The following is a 20,346-nucleotide window of genomic DNA, read 5'->3' on the forward strand; positions in this document are numbered from 1 at the left end:
GACCTTCGGGAACCAGAAGTAGGTGCCGCCGAAGGCGGCGAACACCACGGTCCCGAAGATGACGTAGTGGAAGTGGCCGACGACGAAGTAGCTGTCGCTGACGTGGAAGTCGATCGGCGGGCTGGCCAGCAGCACCCCGGTCAGGCCACCGAACAGGAAGGTCACTAGGAAGCCGACGCAGAACAGCATCGGCGTCTCGAAGGTGAGCTGCCCGCGCCACATCGTGCCGATCCAGTTGAAGAACTTCATCCCGGTCGGCACCGCGATGAGGAAGGACAGGAAGGCGAAGAAGGGCAGCAGCACCGCGCCGGTGACGAACATGTGGTGCGCCCACACCGCGACGGACAGGGCTCCGATGCCGATGGTGGCGAAGACCAGGCCCTTGTAGCCGAACAGCGGCTTGCGGGAGAAGACCGGCAGGATCTCGCTGACGACGCCGAAGAACGGCAGGGCGAGGATGTAGACCTCGGGGTGGCCGAAGAACCAGAACAGGTGCTGCCAGAGCAGCGCGCCGCCGTTGGCGGTATCGAACACGTGCGCGCCGAAGCGCCGGTCGGCCTCCAGGGCGAGCAGCGCCGCGGCGAGCACGGGGAAGGCGACCAGCACGAGGATCGAGGTCACCAGGAAGTTCCAGCAGAAGATCGGCAGCCGGAACATCGTCATGCCCGGGGCCCGCATCGTCAGGATCGTTGTGATCATGTTGACGGCGCCGAGGATGGTGCCCAGACCAGACACCGTCAGCCCCAGGATCCACAGGTCCGACCCGGCCCCCGGCGAGTACACCCCGTTGTTCAGCGGCGAGTAGGCGAACCAGCCGAAGGACGCCGACCCGTTCGGGGTCAGGAACCCGAAGATCACCGTCAGGCTGCCGAACAGGAAGAACCAGTAGGACAGCGCGTTCAGCCGCGGGAACGCCACGTCCGGCGCGCCGATCTGCAGCGGCACTAGGAAGTTCCCGAACGCGAAGGCGATCGGGGTCGCGAACATGAGCAGCATCAGCGTGCCGTGCATCGTGAACAGCTGGTTGTACTGCTCGTTGGAGAAGTACTGCAGCCCCGGGCGGGCGAGTTCCGCCCGGATCATGATGGCCATGAGGCCGGCGACGATGAAGAACACGAACGACGTGACGAAGTACATGACGGCGATGTCCTTGTGGGACGTCGTCCGCAGATAGCCGAGCAGGTTCGTCCGCCGGGGGATGTGGGGGGCCGGGGAGTCGGCGTGCCCGACACCCGGTTCTTGTACGAGGGTCACTGTCCACTCCCGGTGGTTGCGGTGGTGGCGGCGGTCCCGGTCGTCGACGCGGCCGGCGTCGCCGAGATCACCGCGTTCTCCCGGTCCGCGATGAACGTGTCGTACTCGGCCTGCGGCACGACCTTCACATAGAAGTTCATCCGGTCGTGGTCCGTCCCGCACAGTTCGGCGCATCGACCGATGAAGGTGCCGGTCTTCGTGACGGTCAGTTCGAACTGGTTCACCCGGCCGGGGATGACGTCCCGCTTGAACAGGAACTCCGGCACCCAGAACGAGTGGATGACGTCCGGCGAGCTCTCCACGAAACGGATCGAGCGGTTCTGCGGCAGCACGAGCACCGCCGGCTCACCGGGGCGACCGGTGACCTCGATCGGGTTGGCACCCTGCCGGCCGGATCCGGTGTCGAGGTACTTGAACTGCCAGTTCCACCGGAAGGCGATCACGTCGACGGTGACGTCGGGCTTCGACGAAAGCTTGGTGACCTCGGTCTCGTCCCGGGCCGTGTAGAAGAACAGCCCGGCCACGATCACCACCGGCACGACGGTGTAGAGCACCTCGACCGGCAGGTTGTAGCGCACCTGGCGGGGAAGTAGGTCGCTGCGTTTCCGGAAGGCGATGACCGCGTAAAAGATCATTCCCCAGACGAGCACACCGACGGCGAGCGCCGCGATCGCCGAACCCTGCCAGATGTTGAGAAGGCGCGGCGTGTGGTTCGTCACGCCCTCGGGATAGCCGAATGTGGGCCTGTCGCAGGCGGTCGCCATGATCCCCACGACAGCGAGCGCGGCACTGAGACGCAGGACACGCCGAAGCGGCCGGATGTGCCGCGTCCCGTGCACGCCGACCGCGGACACCGCGGCTGCGCGTGTGTCGGAGCCAGCCGGCGTCGTCGGCGTGTCCTCGACATCCGCGAGCGACGGCCGGGTCCGACCGAAGGATCTCCTCACCAGGTCCTGCCTCCCACGACGAGCGGGCCGCGGCCGCGGGGGCGGACAGCGTTCGTCCCCGCGCGCGAGACCCCCTGGAAACGCCATGTCGCCCCGCCGATCCAACCGGACGACATGCTGTCTTCGACACGCTGTAGATGGTGCGGCAGCAGCGTATCTCAGCGGCCGCGAACCTTCTCGCCTCAGGCCCCCGTCAGCGCCTGTGACGCACGCCCCTCCCGGCCGTTCACGGCGTACCGTTTCACAGGTGCCGGCCTATCTCGACCACGCGTCGACCACGCCGCTGCACCCTGCCGCGCGCGAGACTCTGCTAATGGCCCTTCAGGATGGCTGGGCCGACCCGGCACGGTTGTATCGGGAGGGCCGCCGGGCGCGCATGCTGCTCGACGCGGCGCGCGAGACCGTCGCGAGCGTACTCGGGGCCCGGCCGGACGAGATCAGTTTTCCCGCGAGCGGGTCGGCGGCGGCGCATCTGGCCCTGCTGGGCACGGCGGCGGCACGGCGGCGCGCGGGTGACGTCGTCATGGTCAGCGCGGTCGAGCACTCCAGCGTCCTGCACGCTGCGCAGCGGCATGAACAGGCCGGTGGACGGGTCGTCAGGGTCGGTGTGGATCATCTCGGCCGGATCGACCCCGCCGGCTTCACCCCCGTCGCCGGTACCGCCGTCGCCAGCCTCCAGCACGCCAACCATGAGGTCGGGACCATCCAGCCGGTCGCCGAGGTCGCCGAACGGATGCGCGCCGCCGGGGTACCGCTGCACACCGATGCCGCCGTGACAGTCGGCCACATCCCCGTCGACCTGGCCGACCTCGGGGTGGATCTGCTCACCGCGAGTGCCCACAAGTTCGGCGGACCACCCGGGGTGGGCGTTCTCGCCGTGCGCACCGGGACCCGCTGGCGCAGTCCCGGTCCCGTCGACGAGCGGGAGGGCGATCGGGTTGCGGGCTATCCGAACGTCCCCGCCGTCGTCGCCGCCGCCACGGCGCTGAGCGCCCGGGCGGGTGAACTCGCCGCGGAGGCGCCCCGGCTCGCCGGCTACGTGGCCGAGCTGCGCCGCCGGCTGCCCGAACTCGTCGACGGCGTGGAACTACTCGGCGACCCGGACCAGGCAGCGACGGTTCCGCACATCAGCGCGTTCTCCTGCCTCTACGTCGAGGGCGAGGCACTGCTGACCGAGCTCGACCGGGCCGGAATCGCCGTGAGCTCCGGGTCGAGCTGCACATCCGACACCCTGGCCCCGAGCCATGTCCTGGTCGCCATGGGCGCGTTGACGCACGGCAACCTGCGGATCTCCTTCGGCCGCGAGTCGACCCGGGCCGACCTCGACGCCCTGCTGACAGCGCTGCCCGCGGCCGTGCGCGCCGTGCGGGACCGGCTGGGCGCCGCCGGGCTTTGACGCCGACAATCCGATGACGGAACAGCCGCACACGGTCGACTCGCGAGGACGGCGCTGCCCGCTGCCGATCATCGATCTGGCCCGCGCCTTCGGCGGGATTCCGGTGACCGGCACCATCACGCTCTGGGCCGACGATCCCGCCGCCGGCGCGGACGTCGTGGCCTGGTGCCGGCTGCGGGGTCAGGAGCTGGTGGGCGTCTCCCCGCTCCCGGAGGGCGGGGAGGCGTTCGTCATCCGGCGGCTTGTATAATCTTCTGGCTCAGATTGTTGGCAAATGCTCGGCGATCTCGGTGGCGGCGTCGGAACCGTAGGCCTCGGTGAGACGCTTAAGCACCTCCGACGGCTCCACCGTGTACTCCTGGGTGCCGATCGTCTCCAGGACCAGGGTGGCGAGCAGGGAGCCGACCTGGGCGGAGCGTTCGAGCGAGAGGTCCCAGGACCGGCCGGCGAAGAACCCAGCCCGGAAGGCGTCCCCGACTCCGGTGGGATCCGGGGTGACGCGGGCGGGAACGACCGGGACCCGGATGGGGTCGCTCTCCGGGGCCTCGATGACCGCACCATCCTTGCCGTGCGTGGTCACCCGGACGCCGACCCTGGCCAGGATCTCCTCGTCCGACCAGCCGGTCTTGCTGGCGAGCAGCGCCTTCTCGTACTCGTTACAGAACAGGTAGGCCGCACCGACGACGAGCTCGCGGATCTGCGGGCCCTCCATGATCGCGAGCTGCTGGGAGATGTCCGCCGCGAACGGATATCCCCGCTGCCGGCATTCCTCGCTGTGGCGCAGCATCGCCCCGGGGTCGTTGGGGCTGACGATCACCATGTCCAGGCCGCCGAACCGCTCGGCGATCGGCCTCAGCTCGATGTCGGCGGCCTCACTCATCGCACCCGGGTAGAAGGACGCGATCTGGTTGAGGTCCTCGTCGGTGGTGCAGACGAACCGCGCGGTGTGCGCGATCTCGCTGACCCGCACGGAGGCGGTGTCCACGCCGTGCCGGTCGAGCCAGGAACGGTAGTCGGCGAAGTCCTCGCCGACCGCGCCGACGAGGATCGGGCGCAGGCCCAGCCGGCCCAGGCCGAAGGCGATGTTGGCCGCCACTCCGCCCCGCCGGATCACGAGCTCGTCGACGAGGAAGGACAGCGAGACCCGCTCAAGCTGGTCGGCGAGCAACTGCTCGGCGAACCTTCCAGGAAAGCGCATGAGGTGGTCGGAGGCGATGGAACCAGTCACGGCGATACGCACGATCAAGGAGCTTACCGGCCTGCCCCGAAGCCCGGAACCACCGGCTCGCGCTGGTTCACGCGCGTCATTACGGAGGCGTCAGATCGCGGTGTCCCGTGATTCCGGCGGCCCGCAGGCAATGGACCCGCAGGCAATGGAAACGACGGATACCGACACAAGCGGACACCGACACAACACATGCGGGAGAGCCCGGTCCGACGAACAAAGGTCGGACCGGGCTTTCCCGAACGTTCCGGTCTGATCAACCGGTCACCGAACCGCACCCCGGGGCTCGCGCCGAGACGCGGCCCGAGCAGGAGGTGCGGCCCGGTGCTCAGCGCATCAGTGGAACGAGTCGCCGCAGGCGCAGGAACCCTGGGCGTTCGGGTTATCGATGGTGAAACCCTGCTTCTCGATCGTGTCGACGAAGTCGATCGTCGCCCCGCCGAGGTACGGGGCACTCATCCGGTCCACCGCCACCTTGACACCGGAGAAGTCGAGGACGGTGTCGCCGTCGAGGGACCGCTCGTCGAAGAACAGCTGGTAGCGCATGCCCGAGCAGCCTCCGGGCTGCACCGCGATACGCAGCTTGAGGTCATCCCGACTCTCCTGCTCAAGCAGGGTCTTCACCTTGCCTGCGGCGGTGTCGGTGAGGACGACGCTCGAGGACTGCGTCGCGGGTGCCGTGGTGTCCTGAACGGTCATAGGGACTACTCCTGCCCTTGGTGGACGTGCCTGGCAAGCCAGGCCACTAGTTCCGGTTGACTTGTACGCAGGGCGCCGCCGACCATCCGGCGCACACCCCCCGGGCACGGCACTGCCACTGTGCCGACATCCATGCCCAACACCGTCGGCCGGGATCCGCTTCCTATGGTAGCGATGCCGGCGCGGGCCAACCACGTCGAGATCCCGACCATGCTTGGAGACGGTGGTCACTCCCGTTCACGTTAGTGACCTTCGTCTGGCCGCCAGCTGACCACGAAGAGCTCGGCATACGATGGCGCCGGGAGTTTAGAGTCTCATCGACCATTCGTGGACGGGTCCGGCGGGATCGTTCGATCGGCCGCCGCGGACGACGAGGCGGCCAGGCCGAGGGCCGGTCGACCGGAGGAGTGCCATGACCACCAACCCGGCCCTGCGGCGCGACCCGATCCCTGCTCGCGACCCGGCCCTCGACCGGGTCGGTGTGACTCCGTCACCGCTGGCTCTGCTGCTACTCGGACGCCAGGCCGACCCGGCCAGCGAGCGTGGCGTGGACTGTCCGGGTGAACTCCCCCCGGCGGCCGATCCGACCCTCACAGCCCGCGCCGCGGCGGCGAAGCGGGCGCTGGGTGATCGGGCGTTCATCCTCGGGCACCACTACCAACGCGACGAGGTCATCGCTTTCGCCGACGTGACCGGCGACTCGTTCAAGCTGGCCCAGCAGGCCGCCGCGCGGCCGCAGGCCGAGGCGATCGTCTTCTGCGGCGTGCACTTCATGGCGGAAAGCGCCGACATCCTTACCGGCGCGCACCAGCAGGTGATCCTGCCGGACCTTGCCGCCGGCTGCTCGATGGCGGACATGGCCACAGCCGAGCAGGTCGAGCAGGCCTGGGACGATCTGCTCGACGCGGGAGTCGCCGCCGGCACCGTTCCAGTGAGCTACATGAACTCCTCGGCCGCGATCAAGGCGTTCACCGGGCGCCACGACGGGACGATCTGCACGTCGTCGAACGCCAGGCGCGCGCTGGAGTGGGCCTTCGGCGAGCGCGGGGGCGCCCGGGTGCTCTTCCTGCCGGACCAGCACCTCGGCCGCAACACCGCCATCGGGGAGCTGGGGATGAGCGAGCAGGACTGCGTCGTCTACGACCCCCGCAAGCCCTCGGGAGGACTGACCAGCCGGCAGCTGCGCGAGGCGAAGATGATCCTCTGGCGGGGTCACTGCTCGGTACACGGCCGGTTCACCCGCGATAGTGTCGACGAAGTCCGCCGCCGGATCCCCGGGGTGACGGTGCTCGCCCACCCGGAGTGCCGGCGGGAGGTCGTCACCGCGGCCGACCTCGTCGGCTCGACCGAGTACATCATCTCGGTCGTCGATGCCGCTCCCGCCGGATCGGCGTTCGCGATCGGTACCGAGCTGAACCTGGTGCAGCGGCTGGCGACGAGGCACCCTGACCAGACCGTGGTCTTCCTGGACCGTACGGTGTGTTTCTGTTCCACCATGAACCGGATCGACATGCCCCACCTCGTGTGGGCGCTGGAGTCCCTCGTGCGGGGTGAGACGGTGAACCGCATCACCGTTGACCCGGACATGGCCACCTATGCCCGGAAGGCTCTCGACCAGATGTTGGCGCTGCCCTGATGGCTCTGCTGAAACGACGCGGCTCCGCCGGCTCCGATGCCGGCTCCGGTCCCATCGCCGGGGATCCGATCGCCGAGCAGGTGGAGAGGGCCGAACAGGAGAAGGTCGCCGATCCGCGGCGCACGGCGGCCAAGGGCCGACCCACGCCCCGCCGGGCGGAGGCGCGGGCCGCCCGTACGAAGCCCGGTGGGGCGCTCGGCGCCCCGGCGAACAAGCAGGAGGCGCGGGCCGCGCGACGCAGGCAGAGCCAGGAGTACCGCGCGGCGATGATGTCCGGCGACGTCAGCCGGCTGCCACCGCGTGAACGCGCGCCCGAGCGCGTGCTGGCCCGCGACTTCGTGGACACGCGGATCAACGTCGGGTCGTTCTTCCTGCCGATCGCCATCGTCTACTTCGTCGGCGGATTGGTCCCGAACGCATCGATCAAGCTGGCCGCGACCCTGCTGATGCTGCTCGGGATCGTCGCGGTCGTCATCGACTCGCTCCTGCTCTCCTGGCAGGTGAGCCGGCGCGTCGCGGAGAAGTACCCGGACTCCCGGGTGCGGGTGCGGGCCTACGCCGTGCAGCGCGCGCTACTGCCGCGGCGCTGGCGACTCCCCCGCCCGCGGGTCTCCCGCTCCGGCCCGCGCCCCTGATCGACAGTCAGGGCCGACGGCTAAGGTCGTCACGTGAAGCATCGACGTCTCGGGCGCAGCGGCCTGTCGGTCAGTGAGATCTCCTACGGCAACTGGATCACCCATGGTGACCAGATCGAGGCGGATGCGGCGACCGCCTGTGTGCGTGCCGCCCTCGACGAGGGCATCACCACATTCGACACCGCGGACGTCTACGCCGGTACCCGCGCCGAGAGCGTCCTGGGCGAGGCGCTGCAGGGCGTGCGCCGGGAGTCCTACGAGCTGTTCACCAAGGTCTACTGGCCCACCGGCCCGGGCGAGAACGACAAGGGCCTCGGTCGCAAGCACATCATCGAGTCCGCGCACGCCTCGCTGCGCCGTCTGCGCACCGACCACCTCGACCTCTACCAGGCACACCGGTACGACCCAACGGTGCCGGTCGAGGAGACCCTGCGGGCCTTCGATGACCTCGTCCGCGCCGGCAAAGTGCTCTACGTCGGCGTGTCCGAGTGGAGCGCCGAGCAGATCAGCGACGCCGTCCGGCTGGCCGGCGAGCTGGGGCTGGACCGCATCATCTCCAACCAGCCGCAGTACTCGATGCTGTGGCGGACCATCGAGGCCGACATCGTGCCCGTCAGCCGGAAGGCCGGGATCTCCCAGATCGTCTGGTCGCCGATCGCCCAGGGCGTGCTCACCGGCAAGTACCTGCCCGGTCAGCCACCGCCGACCGGCAGCCGGGCCACCGGTGGAACCGGTTCCACCTTCATCTCCCGGCTGCTGCGCGACGACGTGCTGACCGCGGTGCAGGAGCTGCGGCCGATCGCCGCGGACGCCGGGCTGTCGATGGCGCAGCTCGCCGTCGCCTGGGTGCTGCAGAACGACAACGTCGCCTCAGCGATCATCGGCGCATCCCGGCCGGAGCAGGTACGGGAGAACGTCAAGGCTGCCGGCGTGACGCTCGACGCGGTGCTGCTCGATCGGATCGACGACGTGCTCGCCAAGGTCGTCACCCGGGCCTGACCCGGGCCTGGCCCCGGGCCCGCCGGCTGCCCCGGATCGAATCGGATCGGATCGGATCAGCCAGGTTGGTCGTCGGCCGGGTCGGTTCGGCGGAAAGCGGAGGCCAGCGCCTGCCAGGTCCGGTCAAGATCGGCTCCTGGCAGGTAGCGGCCGTCCAGTTCGAGGATCATCATGCCGTGCGCGGCGGCCCACAGGGCTTGCGCGAGATAGGGTTCCCCGGCCGCCCGGTAGAACGGCTCCCCCGCCCAGTCCTCGACGTCGGCGCTCAGTAGCCGACGGTTCAGCGAATCGGCGGTGACCAGGCGGTAGAGGTTCGGATGGGCTCGGGCATAGCCCCGGTACGCGGCCAGCAGGGCCGGGACCACCTCCGCGGAACCGCTGCGGTCGACCACGTCGTGGAGCAACTCCCCGATCTCCATGAGCATGGTCTCGATCAGCTTGGCCTCGAGCTGCGGCTTGCCCGCGAGATGCTTGTACAGCGACGGCGCCCGGATACCGAGGAGATCACCGATCCGGCGCATCGTCAGCGCCCCCGCCCCCTCGGTCTCCAGCACCCCTCGCGCGACCGTGATGATCTCGATGACCCGCGGCGAGACGGGGCCCAGGACCGGGCGGGGCGCGATCCTGGGCAACGGCAGCTCGCCGGCCGGCCGCACCTCCGCCACCGACCGTGCTCCCCGCGCCGGCGCCGACCCGGATTCCGCCCGCACCGGTGAGGTTGCCGTCCCTGTGTTCACGCCGGCGTGATCACGAAGACGGGATGGCGGGGCGCGATCCGACGGATCTCCTCATCGGACGAGCCCGGCCCGACCCCGTCGAAGAAGGCGCCGACCTCGGCCTTCCACCGCCGCAGGTAGGCCCGCAGCACGGCGACGCTCGCCGCCGGATCCAGCTCGATCGCGGAGTAACGCGTGCGCGACCGGCCACGCAGCAGGTACAGCTCGCCCTGGGCCACGCGCAGATTACGCACCCACTGGCCATGCCCTCGCGCCGAGACCAGGTACTGCTGCCCGTCGAAGATGAGCAGGTTCACCGGGGTCCGGCGCGGCTCGCCGCTGATCCGGCCGCGTACCTCGAGGATCCGGCTGCCCAGGAGGCTGATCCCCGCCCGGGTCAACGCCGCGACGGCGCGGTTGGCCACGTTACGAGTGAACCATCCGGGGGCGAGGTAATGCGCTTCAGCCGGAGTGGACGGGTTGTTGTGCTCGGTCAAGATCTGCACCCTCTCTGCCAACCGGAGCGGCCCGGCGCCGGCCTAAGCGATCTCGATGGTTCGGCCGGCCGGACCACACCGGACAGGACGACGCCGCTAGCCAACACTGCCAGCTAACGCCGTTAGCCGAGACCTCTCGTCAAGAGGTAGTTTGGTCGGCACGAATCGGGACCGGCACCGGTCGGGACCGGCACGGGCGGAGGCGGCTCAGGTCACCGGGCGCAGGCTCATCGGCCCGTAGATGCGACGGCCGGCATCGAGGAGCGTCACCTGCGCCACCCCCGCATCGAGCAGGTCACGCCAGGTCTCCCCGAGCCACGTCTCAGCGTCTCCCTGGCTGGTGAACGACTCGGAGGTCGAGTCCCCGCCGACCATCGTGATGGTGCCGTCATCGCCTTCGTAGCGCCAGGTCCAGGTCATGAGTGTGTCCTTCCCACCCGGGCGGCCCGCGCTGGAACCGCCGGCCGTGATCGGCCAGTGCGCCGGCCGGTCGCCCCATCCAACCGCGTGCACCCAGCCGACGCGGGACTCCCGACCCCACCCCAGGGCCGATGATCCATCGTGGCACTGGTCGACCGGCCCGCGGGCCCGGGTCCGGTCGGCCCGTGCTACTGGCGCGGTCGGCGATACCGGCGCCAAGATGTCGTGAACGCCGGTAACGTCAGTTCTGGTGGATGCCCGGACGGCACCGCGACCACCACGATCGCGAAGCCGGCGTCACCGGTCATCGCCGGTCGCGAGAGCCGGCGGAGGTCCGCACGGTGAGCACAGCCGCGTCGAAGGCAGGTCCGCACGACAGGCACGTCTGCGTAAGCAGTACGTCGGTACAAGGAGGAAGAACCCGCGTGGGAACGACCGTCTACAACGCAGCGGCCATCGTGGCCGAGTCCGTGGAACACGAGGACGCGCCCCTGACCTGGTGGGCCGCCGCGCTCGTCACCTTCGCGGCGATCTTCCTGCTGGCGGTGGTGCTCACCCTCATGACCCTGTGGGAGCGCAAGCGCCACCCGCACGTCTGAGGTTCCGGAGGCCACGGAGCCTGGCAGGCTTGAGAACCCGGAGAGGCGGAGACCCCGGGGGATCCGGGGCGCAACGGGATCCGGGAGACGGAACACGATGAAGGTGACGCTGCTCGGCACCGGCTCGGCGGACGGCTGGCCCAACCCGTGGTGCGACTGCGCATCCTGTGCCTGGGCCAGGGAACACGAAGTACGCGGGCAGACGGCCGTTCTGATCGACGACGCCCTGCTGATCGACTGTGGTCCCGACGTGCCCCGGACCGCTGCCCGGCTCAGAGTACGCCTGTCGGGGCTGCGTTATCTGCTGATCAGCCACGCCCATCCCGATCATCTGGGGCCCGAGAGCCTGATGTGGCGCTCGTGGTCGACAGCCGCGGGACGGCCCCTCGACGTGGTCGGTCCGCCGGCGGCGCTGGCGGCGTGCCGGGAGTTCCTGGCTCGCTGGGAGCGCTCCGATCCGGACCGGGACGGCTCGCCGCTGCGGCTGATCGCCGTGGTGCCCGGGGGCACGCCGACGGCACCCGGGCCCCTGCGCCTCGGCGGGGACGATCGGCAGGCCGCGGAGGACCGGGGATCCGCGGAGGATCAGGAGTCCCCGAGCGATCGGGGTTACCTCGTTCGACCGGTCGCCGCCCGGCACGGTGACGCGAGCATCGGGCCGGCCGTGCTCTACGACGTGACGGCGCCGGACGGTGGACGCCTGCTGTACGGCTGCGACACCGCGGCGCCGCTGCCGGCGGAGACGCTCGAGGCGATCACCGGCCGCGCCTACGACGTCGTGTTGCTGGAGGAGAACAACGGCGACCGGCCGGGGTTCGGCGAGCACCTTGACCTCGACACCTTCGGTCAGCTCGTGGCCGAGCTGCGCCGCCGCGGCGCCGTGGTGCCGAGCACCCTGGTACTGGCCGTTCATCTGAGTCACCGCAACCCGCCCGGCGACGAACTGGCCCGCCGGCTCCAGCTCGCCGGCGCGCTGGCACCGGCGGACGGGACCGTCTATGACATCGTCCCGGCCGCCCGGCGGCAGCCACCACAGCCGTCTCAGCCAGCACAGCCACCACGGGCACCAGGGCGGTGGCAGCGCCCGGTGTTCCCGGCACCACACCGGGTCCTGATCACGGGGGGTGCCCGGTCGGGGAAGTCGGCCGAGGCCGAACGCCGGCTGCTCGCCGAACCGGAGGTGGTCTACGTCGCGACATCGGCGCCGCCTGATCCGGCCGACGCCGAGTGGTCCGAGCGGATCGCCGCACACCGGCGGCGGCGCCCGGCCGCCTGGACGACCGTGGAGACGGTCGATCTGGTCCCCCTGTTGCGCTCTCCCGGACCACCGCTGCTCATCGACGGTCTGGGGCTGTGGGTCGGCGCCTGGCTGGACCGTCCGGACGAGTTGCGCATCCGCGCGGAGGAGCTCGTTGACGCCTGGCGGGCCACCGGCCGCCGGGTCGTCGCGGTCACGGACGAGGTCGGTTCCGGAGTCGTTCCCCCGGCCGAGGCCGGCCGCCGGTTCCGCGACGCGCTCGGCCGTCTCAACGCCGATCTCGCGGCCGAGGCCGACGAGGTGTGGCAGGTGGTCGCGGGCATCCCCCTCCGGCTGCGACCGTTCCCGCACGAGCGGTCATAGCGTCCTCACGGGACGAATCCTCCCGGGAGGAAGTCGTAGCAATAGAGCCCGGCCGAGCAGGCCACGATGAGACCGGCCAGTTCGGTCGCGGGAAGCCACCGGCAGGACCGGGCCGCGCCCTCGAAACGCATCATGGTGGCGCATCGCCAGGTCGAGGTGTCCCAGATGCGCAGCGCGCCGTCGCCGCCCGCGGTGGCGAGCCACGCCCCGTCCGGAGAGAAGGCCGCGTCGCGCACGGTGTGGACGTGTCCGATGAGCGTCGCCACCGCCGCGCCGTCGCTCACCCGCCAGACCCGCACGGTGTGGTCGGCTCCCGCGGAGGCCACCAGCGCGCCATCCGGGGAGATCCCCACGCCCAGCACGTTGTCGGTGTGGCCGGTGAGCACAGCCCGCTGCTCCAACGTCGCCACGTCCCACAACCGCACGGTGCGGTCATTGCCGCCCGAGGCCAGCCATCTGCCGTCCGGGCTGACCGCGCAGGCCTGCACCGGACCGCGATGACCCGCCTGATCAACAGAGCCCACCAGACCGCGGGGATCCTCGGAACCGCTCGACGCGGCAGCGGTGGCGGTGGCGGCAGCAAAGGTGGCCAGCCACTCGCCCCCCTCGGTCTCCCACATCCGCAGCGAGCCGTCCCCGCAGGCCCCGACGAGCCAGGAACCGGTGGGGTCGACAGCGAATCCGTAGATCTCGACGTCGGCCGTCAGCACGGCCTGTACCGTCGCGGTGACGGGATCCCACAGCCCGACCGCGTTCGTGTCCACGGGTACGACCGCCCAGGAACCGTCGGGTGCGGCCACCGACCCGCGGGCCTGCTGGACACGACCGCCACTGCTCGCCGCGCCTGGCTCTCCCGTGGCCAGATCCCAGGCGGTCGCGGTGCCGTCGTCGGAGTAGGCGACGACCAGGGTGGGCGCGTCCCGCCCGCGGGGGACCACCACGGCGCAGCCCCGCATCGCCTCGTCCCGGCCACTCGCGGCGGGCTTGGGCAGGGTGACGTCGGTTGCCCACAACCGGATGCTGCCGTAGCGGCCCGCGGCGGCGACCCATGATCCGTCCGGGGAGACCACGCACGTGCGGCTTCCGACGGCGCCGACCAGCTCCGCGCGATGGGTGCCGCGCTCGGCGTCCCAGAGCCGGATCGCTCCCTCCCAGCTGGTCGTCGCCAGGAGGCGGCCATCCGGGCCGACCGCGGCGCACCGCACGGACCCGGCACCATCGCTGATCACGCGGTCCTGCCGGCCGGCGGGCATTGACCATCGGCGGACTGTTCCGTCCTGCCCCGACGAGCCGAGCCAGCTACCGTCTGGAGCGACGGTCAGCGAGAGTACGGATCCGGCATGGCCCGTGAGGGTCAACCTCGGGGCTCCGGTCGTCGCATCACAGATCCGGATGACGGAGTCGTCACCCGCGACGGCGATCCAGCTTCCGTCCGGCGCCGGCACGCAGCAGCGCCGCGCCGGAGACGGGGACCTGAAAGACAGAATCTCCGCTCACAACGTCCCAGCGGATCAGGGTCCCGGCCCCGCCGGCCGAGATGATCCCGGCCCCGTCAGGAGTGAAGGCGCAGGTGTTGACCTCGCCGGCAGGCCCGGTCAGCACCCGGGGCTCGGGCCGGTCCGGCGAGGCTGCGGCGGTGATGGCGGTGACGGCGGTGACGGCGGTGACGGCGGTGACGGCGGTGACGGCGGTGACGGCGGTGACGGCGGTGACGGCGGTGACGGCGGTGACGGCGGTGACGGCGGTGACGGCGGTGACGGCGGACAGAGCGGCGCCGTCCGCCTGCCCGTCGTCGAGACTCCGAGCATCCCGAAGACCAGAAGCATCCCCAAGAGCCGGGGCATCCCCGAAAGCCGGGACATCCCCGAGATCCGGCACGTCGACGGGATCGGGCGCGGTCCATAGGCGGACCGTTCCGTCGGCACCGGCCGAGGCGATGGTTCTCCCGTCCGGCGCCACCGCGCAGGCCAGCACCGGACCGTGGTGGCCCGTGAACACGGCACGGGATCGTCCCTCCGGGACGTCCCAGACGCGAACCGTTCCATCGCTACCGGCCGATACCAGCCAATCGCCGCTGGGAGCAACGGCGAGCCCGTGCACCCACCGCCGGTCGCCACCGAAGGCGCGACGCAGCGCCGGATGCGGCTGGTCGGGCAGGGACCAGCGGTTAGCCAGGCGAGGTACGCCGACGTACCGGTCCAGCTGCGACCGGGCCGCCGCGAGCTCGGGCCGTTCGTCGAAGCGGCTGAGCACGACGGCGCCGAGGGCCTCCGGCGGGTCGGTGGGGGCCAGCAGATGCGCGCTCTGGGCGACGGTCCGGCTCAGCACCGCCAGCACGGGATCGGTGGGCAGAGCGGAGGTGGCGATGGCCAGATCAGCCTCGAGCGCCACCGGGCCGAGGTGCGGGCGGGCGAGTTTGGCGAGGGTCCATCGCAGGTCGTGCAGCAGGGCGGCGACCTCGTCGGTCCGTTCCGCTCCGGTGAGATGACGGACCAGATAGGCCCAGGCGTATCCGGCGGAGTCGGGCAGCAGCCACCAGGGCGCCGGCATCCGCGACGGTCCGGCGGTGGCGGTCCCGGTGGCGAGAAAGGCGGTGTAGAGGGCATCGCACAGCAGGACGTCGAGTTCACGCAGCCGTGCCGGGCCGACCCGGACCCGCAGATAGGTGCGAAGCACATCCTGCAGGAGCAGGGAGGGTGGCGTCTGTCGATAGGCGACGACCAGGGACAGGTCCGCGAGCTCCTGGCAGAGATCGTCGACCTCGTCCGGATCGAGGTCACCGGTGGCTCCCCAGTACGCCTCGAGTACCTCCCGGGGAATCTCGACGTCCTCGGGAAACACGGCGAGCTCGAGATAACGCTCCAACCGATGCCCGGTGAGCAGCCCAAGGCTCGCCCCCAGGGTCACCTCCACGGCCTCGTTCCGGTCCGCCGCCCGGCTGACGTCAAGCCCGGTCGGACCGCGCCACTCGAGGCGACGCAGCACCCGCTCGACGGCCCGCGGCACGGTCATCCCATCCCGAATGTGCCGCACCAGGGTCCGGTTCACCAGGCTCAGCAGCATCGGCCACCGACCGGTGACGACCAGCAGCCGCGCCGCGGCCTCCGCCGGCACACCACCGCCGACGTCCCGCAGCAGCAGCGCCATCGCCTCACCGTGGGCCATGGTCGGCATCTCAACCATGCGGGCCCGGGGAGCAAGGTCGCGCAGCCGCGTGGTGACCAGCCGCACCGTGTTCGGACCGCCCTGCAGGAAGGGGCGGAGCTGGGCGCGTTCCCACACGTCGTCGACGATGAGAAGCCGGGGCTCGTCGCCGAGCAGCGTGCCGAGATGAAAACCGGCCTGCTCGGGATCGGAGAGGGCGGGACGAAGACCCGAGAGCGCCTCACTGAGATCATTGACCCGGTCGGCGAGGTGCGCGCCGCCGAGCGACTCCCCGATCGTCACCCACAGCACGCCACCGCCGAACCGCCTGGCGATCTCCGGACGCCGACAGACCTGCTGAGCCAGGGTCGTCTTTCCGATTCCGCCCGTTCCGTACAGGACGACCGGTGCGTCCATCACCCCGCCCGCCGACGCCCCGGAAAACCCCGACGCCCCGGAAGACCCCGCGTCGGCCGCGGGCGTCGCCCCGGCGAGCACCTGCGCGAGAACCGCGGAGGTGAGCGCCGGCCGGGCAACGACACCGCCGCGATCCGCAGGCACCATCCATGGTCGACGCGGTCGTCCCGGCACCGCCTGGTCCACCGCGGTGGACGGCCCCGCCAGGAGCGACCTGCCCGCGGCCGCCTCTCGGCGCTGGCTCTCCCGCAGCTTCACCAGGGCGTCGAGGACGGCGGTCTCCAGGTCACCCGCGTTGCGGAAGTCGGTCGTGATGATGCCCGATTCCCGCAGCCGGGCACGGAAGCGCTTCTGGCGAGCGGGATGCAGGTCGTCGACGAAGTCTCCGAACGGCACCTCGGCGTAGTAGTCGAGGAGGAACACCAGGCGGGGGATCCCGGCGGCGGTTGCCGTGTCGAACTCCAGCTCGGTGTACGAGACCTGCGGCCGGCCGGGCACCGGGGAGCCGTAACGGAAGCCGATGAGGCCGATGTAGACATCGGACGAGCGGACAGCGCGGATGCAGAACTCCGCCGGATCGTCGTCGCGAGCCCCGAAGTACGCCATGTCGATGACCCGGTCCCCGGCCAGCGCGACAGCACGTTCGGCCGCCGCCACGAACGAGCGGTCCCGCGGAAAACGACGCAGCTCAGCGGTGTGGCTCAGGAACACCCGGCGTTCGTGCCCGCCCGCCGCTCCCCCGATGGGAACGGCCGGCACCGGCACCGCGGGCGCTGACACATCCGGCAAAGTACCCGATCTCAACAGCCCGCCGCCTCCGCAACCGGCCTTTGCCAGCCACGCCGGCAAGGACCAACCGTCCCGGCCGCGCCGATCGGCACAATCATGCGGTACGGGGACCGCTGGGAGATACCTTCGCGGGGATGTGGTGCGTTGCCGACCGAGCGGATCAGGTAGTAAGGATCCCGTGGATCCCGATGCGTCAGGCAGCGCCGTTCCCGCCGTTCCCTCACTGGACTCCGACGCGATGGCGGCGGCTCGCCAGCGGCAGACCGAACTGACCAAGCCACCCGGGGCGCTGGGCCGGCTCGAGGATCTGTCCATCTGGCTCGCCGGCGCACAGGCGACCTGCCCGCCCCGTCCCTTCGCCCGGATCCGGGCGGTCGTGATCGCCGGCGACCACGGTGTCGCCCAGGCCGGGGTGTCCGCCTTCCCCAGCGACGTGACCGCCCAGATGGTCTCGAACTTCGCCGCGGGCGGCGCGGCGGTCAACGTGCTGGCCCGCCAGGTCGAGGCCGCCGTGCGCGTGGTGGACGTGTCCGTGGACACCGCGCGGCCCCTCACGCCGGGCGGGGTGGATGGATCGGCCGCACCGGAGCGCTATCGGGTGCGACGGTCGAGCGGACGGATCGACCGCACCGATGCGCTGTCGGTCGCGGAGGCGGACGCCGCGTTCGCCGTCGGCCGACTCATCGCGGACGAGGAGATCGACGCGGGCGCGGACCTGCTTGTTCCCGGCGAGATGGGGATCGGCAACACAACCCCCGCAGCTACCATCGTGGCGCTGCTGTGCGACCGGGAGCCGATCGAGGTGGTCGGCCGCGGGACGGGGATCGACGACCAACGCTGGATGATCAAGACGACCGCGATCCGGGACGCGATGCGGCGCGGCCGGCTGTTCACCGGCGACGCGCATTCGGTGCTGCGGGTCGTCGGTGGAGCCGATCTGCTCGCCCTGGCCGGGCTGCTGGTGCAGTCCGCCGTGCGACGGACGCCGGTCATCCTCGACGGTGTGATCGTCTGCGCGGCGGCGCTGGCCGCAGAGCGGATCGCCCCGGGAGCAAACCAGTGGTGGGTGGCCGGCACCCGGTCCACCGAGCCCGCCCAGGGAATCGCACTGGACGCACTCGGTCTGACCCCCCTGGTCGACGCCGGCCTGCGTCTCGGGGAGGGTACCGGTGCGCTCCTCGCCGTTCCGTTCCTGCGGGCGGCCCAGGCCACGCTGGCCGAGATGGCGACGTTCGACCAGGCCGGTGTCAGCGGGAAAGCCGAGGTCGGCGGGGAAGCCGAGGTCAGCGGCAGCCAGGAGGACTCGGGCCCCGCGGCCGGTGCCCCGTGATGCTCGAGGCGAGAACAGCATTCACGCTGCTCACCGTCCTGCCGCTGCGGGGCCCGGAGCACACCGACCGGCGGCTCGCGGGCCGGGCGATGGCCCTGGCACCCTTCGTCGGCCTGGCCTTGGGGCTGCTTGCCGGCAGTGCGGTGTTCGCCACCCGGATCGTCACGGCGGTTCCCGGTCAGCGCACCCAGACCCTGCTGCCGGCCGTCGTCGGCGTCGCGGTGCTCGCTCTGGTCACCCGGGGCCTGCATCTCGACGGGCTGGCCGATCTCGGGGACGGGCTCGGCGCCTGGCGAGCGCGGGGCAGGGATCGCGCCTTGGAGATCATGCGCGAGTCGACCATCGGCGCCTTCGGAGCGATCATTGTCCTGTTCGTGGTGCTGCTTCAAGTCGGGGCCCTGAGCACGACGATCTCGGCGCATCGCGGCACGCTGTCGATTCTGGTCGCCGCGATGACCAGCAGGCTCGCGGCCACCCTGGCCTGTACCGGCGCCATCCCGCCGGCTCGGCCGGATGGCCTCGGTGCGCTGGTCGCGGGAACCGTGCGGACCCGGGACGCGGTGCTGTCCTTCCTGGCTGTCTGCGCCGTCGCGGCGCTGGCCGGACTGCTGGACTTCGACGGCGGCGACCCCGGCCGGGCGCTGCGAGCGGTCCTCGCGGTCTGGGTCGGGACAGGCGTCTCGTTCCTGCTCCGGCGGTATCTGCTCACGCGCTTCGGCGGGATCACCGGAGACATCCTCGGCGGGCTTATCGAGATCACCGCGGCGGCGACCCTGCTCGCCATGGCCATGACGATCCCGACGCCCGTCCTGCACGCCCTCGGCCTGCACTGACAGCGCGGCGGACGCCGCCCGCTGGAGTCCGCCGGGCAGGCCTGCCCGGCGGCTGGGCTACTTGGGCGAGGACCCGACGAACGGCGGCCGGACAACCGTCATGGGACTCGGACGGCCCCGGACGTCGACGTTCACCGCGTCGCCCGCCTGCACGGACCGGTCCAGCAGGGCGAGTCCGATCCCCTGGCGCAGCGTCGGAGAGAACGTGCCGCTGGTGACCTCACCGACCGTGGCACCAGCCGCGGAGGTCACGGTCATGTGCGGACGGGGAATCGCCCGGCCGGTGGACCGCAGCCCCCACAGCAGGCGGGAGGCGCCGGCGGACCGCTCCGCGAGCAGGGCGTCGCGTCCCCAGAAGCGATCCTTGTCCCAGCCAACGGCCCATCCGGAGCGGGCCTGGACCGGCGTGATCGACAAGGAGAGGTCCTGGCCATGCAGCGGATACCCCATCTCGGTCCGCAGCGTGTCGCGGGCGCCGAGGCCGACCGGCACGACGCCGAGCGGCTCACCTGCCGCGAACAGCGCATCCCACAGCGCAGGGGTGTCGTCCCAACGGGGCAACAGCTCGTAGCCTCGCTCTCCGGTGTAGCCCGACCGGCACACGATCACCGGGTGGCCCTTCCACTCCGCGTCGACGAAACTCATGTACGTCCCGCCGGTGGGCAGGCCGAGGGCGCCGAGCAGGTCGGCGCAGGCCGGTCCCTGGACCGCCACCACGCCGTACCCGGTGTGCAGGTCGGTGACGGACACGCCCGCCGGCGCCGCCGCGGCAAGGCGAGCGACGACCTGTGCGGTGTTCGCGGCATTCGGGACGAGGAAGACCTCCTCGCCGGAGTACAGGTAGGCGATCAGATCGTCGACGACCCCGCCGGTCTCCCCGCAGCACAAGGTGTACTGCGCCTGGCCGGGGCCGATCCGGCGCAGGTCGTTGGTCAGGCAGGCGTTGACGAAGGCGGCGGCGCCGGGGCCGGCGATCCTGGCCTTGCCGAGATGGCTGACATCGAAGATCCCGACCGCGCCGCGGACCGCCTGGTGCTCGGCGAGCACCCCGCGGCCGGCGTACTCGATCGGCATCTCCCAGCCACCGAACCCGGCCATCTTCGCGCCCAGCTCGACGTGCCGGTCGTACAGCGGGGATCGACGCAGCTCTGGGGATCGACGCAGCTCTGCCATGGCCAGCAGCCTAGTT

The 20,346-nt window shown here is 71.0% G+C and carries 19 protein-coding genes and 1 pseudogene; 9 read left to right on the top strand and 11 right to left on the bottom strand.

The genetic code is table 11. From position 1 onward, the window contains the following. A partial coding sequence (locus tag AC08OJ_RS01790) for a cytochrome c oxidase subunit I (protein ID WP_476594904.1) occupies positions 1-1,254 on the bottom strand: 1,254 nt, incomplete at its 3' end. Further along, the gene (gene ctaC / locus AC08OJ_RS01795) at positions 1,251-2,201 is read right to left on the bottom strand and encodes an aa3-type cytochrome oxidase subunit II (RefSeq protein ID WP_476592534.1); all 951 of its coding nucleotides are present in this window, start codon (positions 2,199-2,201) and stop codon (positions 1,251-1,253) included. The genes ctaC and AC08OJ_RS01790, both read right to left, overlap by 4 nt. Before the next feature lie 247 nt (positions 2,202-2,448). On the opposite strand from ctaC, the gene AC08OJ_RS01800 reads away from it, so the two are divergent. Together AC08OJ_RS01800 and AC08OJ_RS01805 are read left to right on the top strand one after the other, a co-directional pair. Further along, positions 2,449-3,597: a cysteine desulfurase family protein gene (locus tag AC08OJ_RS01800; RefSeq protein ID WP_476592535.1), complete on the top strand. Its 1,149-nt coding sequence runs from the start codon at positions 2,449-2,451 to the stop codon at positions 3,595-3,597. Between the two features lie 13 nt (positions 3,598-3,610). Further along, positions 3,611-3,847: a sulfurtransferase TusA family protein gene (locus AC08OJ_RS01805; protein WP_462186314.1), complete on the top strand. Its 237-nt coding sequence runs from the start codon at positions 3,611-3,613 to the stop codon at positions 3,845-3,847. Between the two features lie 9 nt (positions 3,848-3,856). Here AC08OJ_RS01805 and AC08OJ_RS01810 read toward each other — a convergent pair whose 3' ends face one another. Together AC08OJ_RS01810 and erpA are read right to left on the bottom strand one after the other, a co-directional pair. Next, positions 3,857-4,837, bottom strand: a complete 981-nt coding sequence (locus AC08OJ_RS01810) for a carbohydrate kinase family protein (RefSeq protein ID WP_476592536.1) — start codon at positions 4,835-4,837, stop codon at positions 3,857-3,859. A 321-nt stretch (positions 4,838-5,158) separates the two neighbouring features. Then, complete coding sequence (gene erpA, locus AC08OJ_RS01815; protein ID WP_476592537.1) at positions 5,159-5,521, bottom strand: iron-sulfur cluster insertion protein ErpA; 363 nt, start codon at positions 5,519-5,521, stop codon at positions 5,159-5,161. Positions 5,522-5,933: 412 nt separating this feature from the next. Between erpA and nadA the strand changes: the two genes are divergently transcribed. The 3 genes from nadA to AC08OJ_RS01830 are packed head-to-tail and all read left to right on the top strand — an operon-like array spanning position 5,934 to position 8,791. Then, a complete protein-coding gene (gene nadA, locus AC08OJ_RS01820) occupies positions 5,934-7,157 on the top strand; it encodes a quinolinate synthase NadA (protein WP_476592538.1) in 1,224 nt (407 codons plus the stop codon). Then, positions 7,157-7,792: a DUF3043 domain-containing protein gene (locus AC08OJ_RS01825; RefSeq protein WP_462186318.1), complete on the top strand. Its 636-nt coding sequence runs from the start codon at positions 7,157-7,159 to the stop codon at positions 7,790-7,792. Before nadA ends, AC08OJ_RS01825 begins: the two co-directional genes overlap by 1 nt. Positions 7,793-7,825: 33 nt before the next feature. Continuing rightward, positions 7,826-8,791, top strand: coding sequence for an aldo/keto reductase family protein (locus AC08OJ_RS01830; RefSeq protein ID WP_476592539.1), 966 nt, complete (start codon positions 7,826-7,828; stop codon positions 8,789-8,791). A gap of 56 nt (positions 8,792-8,847) precedes the next feature. On the opposite strand, the gene AC08OJ_RS01835 is transcribed toward AC08OJ_RS01830, so the two are convergent. The 3 genes from AC08OJ_RS01835 to AC08OJ_RS01845 form a co-directional block, all read right to left on the bottom strand. Then, positions 8,848-9,456: a TetR/AcrR family transcriptional regulator gene (locus AC08OJ_RS01835; RefSeq protein WP_476594905.1), complete on the bottom strand. Its 609-nt coding sequence runs from the start codon at positions 9,454-9,456 to the stop codon at positions 8,848-8,850. Positions 9,457-9,524: 68 nt separating this feature from the next. Then, complete coding sequence (locus AC08OJ_RS01840; protein ID WP_462186321.1) at positions 9,525-10,004, bottom strand: nitroreductase/quinone reductase family protein; 480 nt, start codon at positions 10,002-10,004, stop codon at positions 9,525-9,527. Between the two features lie 207 nt (positions 10,005-10,211). Continuing rightward, positions 10,212-10,424, bottom strand: coding sequence for a hypothetical protein (locus tag AC08OJ_RS01845; protein ID WP_462186322.1), 213 nt, complete (start codon positions 10,422-10,424; stop codon positions 10,212-10,214). 425 nt (positions 10,425-10,849) lie between these two features. Between AC08OJ_RS01845 and AC08OJ_RS01850 the strand changes: the two genes are divergently transcribed. Together AC08OJ_RS01850 and AC08OJ_RS01855 are read left to right on the top strand one after the other, a co-directional pair. Then, positions 10,850-11,023, top strand: coding sequence for a hypothetical protein (locus AC08OJ_RS01850; protein ID WP_011437513.1), 174 nt, complete (start codon positions 10,850-10,852; stop codon positions 11,021-11,023). A 97-nt stretch (positions 11,024-11,120) separates the two neighbouring features. Then, the gene (locus tag AC08OJ_RS01855; RefSeq protein ID WP_476592542.1) at positions 11,121-12,644 is read left to right on the top strand and encodes a bifunctional adenosylcobinamide kinase/adenosylcobinamide-phosphate guanylyltransferase; all 1,524 of its coding nucleotides are present in this window, start codon (positions 11,121-11,123) and stop codon (positions 12,642-12,644) included. 5 nt (positions 12,645-12,649) lie between these two features. Here AC08OJ_RS01855 and AC08OJ_RS01860 read toward each other — a convergent pair whose 3' ends face one another. The 3 genes and pseudogenes from AC08OJ_RS01860 to AC08OJ_RS01870 all read right to left on the bottom strand — a co-directional run bounded on the left by AC08OJ_RS01860 (position 12,650) and on the right by AC08OJ_RS01870 (position 16,985). Beyond that, the gene (locus tag AC08OJ_RS01860) at positions 12,650-13,849 is read right to left on the bottom strand and encodes a WD40 repeat domain-containing protein (RefSeq protein WP_476594907.1); all 1,200 of its coding nucleotides are present in this window, start codon (positions 13,847-13,849) and stop codon (positions 12,650-12,652) included. Between the two features lie 99 nt (positions 13,850-13,948). Beyond that, positions 13,949-14,089: pseudogene (locus AC08OJ_RS01865) on the bottom strand (hypothetical protein); the annotation flags it as partial. Then, a complete protein-coding gene (locus AC08OJ_RS01870) occupies positions 14,049-16,985 on the bottom strand; it encodes an NB-ARC domain-containing protein (RefSeq protein ID WP_476594906.1) in 2,937 nt (978 codons plus the stop codon). The gene AC08OJ_RS01870 and the pseudogene AC08OJ_RS01865, both read right to left, overlap by 41 nt. Positions 16,986-17,232: 247 nt before the next feature. Here AC08OJ_RS01870 and cobT point away from each other — a divergent pair, with 247 nt between their 5' ends. Further along, a complete protein-coding gene (gene cobT, locus AC08OJ_RS01875) occupies positions 17,233-18,324 on the top strand; it encodes a nicotinate-nucleotide--dimethylbenzimidazole phosphoribosyltransferase (RefSeq protein ID WP_476592545.1) in 1,092 nt (363 codons plus the stop codon). Further along, a complete protein-coding gene (cobS, locus tag AC08OJ_RS01880; RefSeq protein WP_462186333.1) occupies positions 18,324-19,157 on the top strand; it encodes an adenosylcobinamide-GDP ribazoletransferase in 834 nt (277 codons plus the stop codon). Before cobT ends, cobS begins: the two co-directional genes overlap by 1 nt. Before the next feature lie 57 nt (positions 19,158-19,214). Here the strand turns inward: cobS and gcvT are convergent, their stop codons facing one another. After that, on the bottom strand, positions 19,215-20,330 hold the full coding sequence (gene gcvT / locus AC08OJ_RS01885; RefSeq protein WP_476594908.1) for a glycine cleavage system aminomethyltransferase GcvT: 1,116 nt from the start codon (positions 20,328-20,330) through the stop codon (positions 19,215-19,217). Between the last annotated feature and the right edge of the window lie 16 nt (positions 20,331-20,346).

Source organism: Frankia sp. CgKIO3 (genome assembly GCF_977946435.1).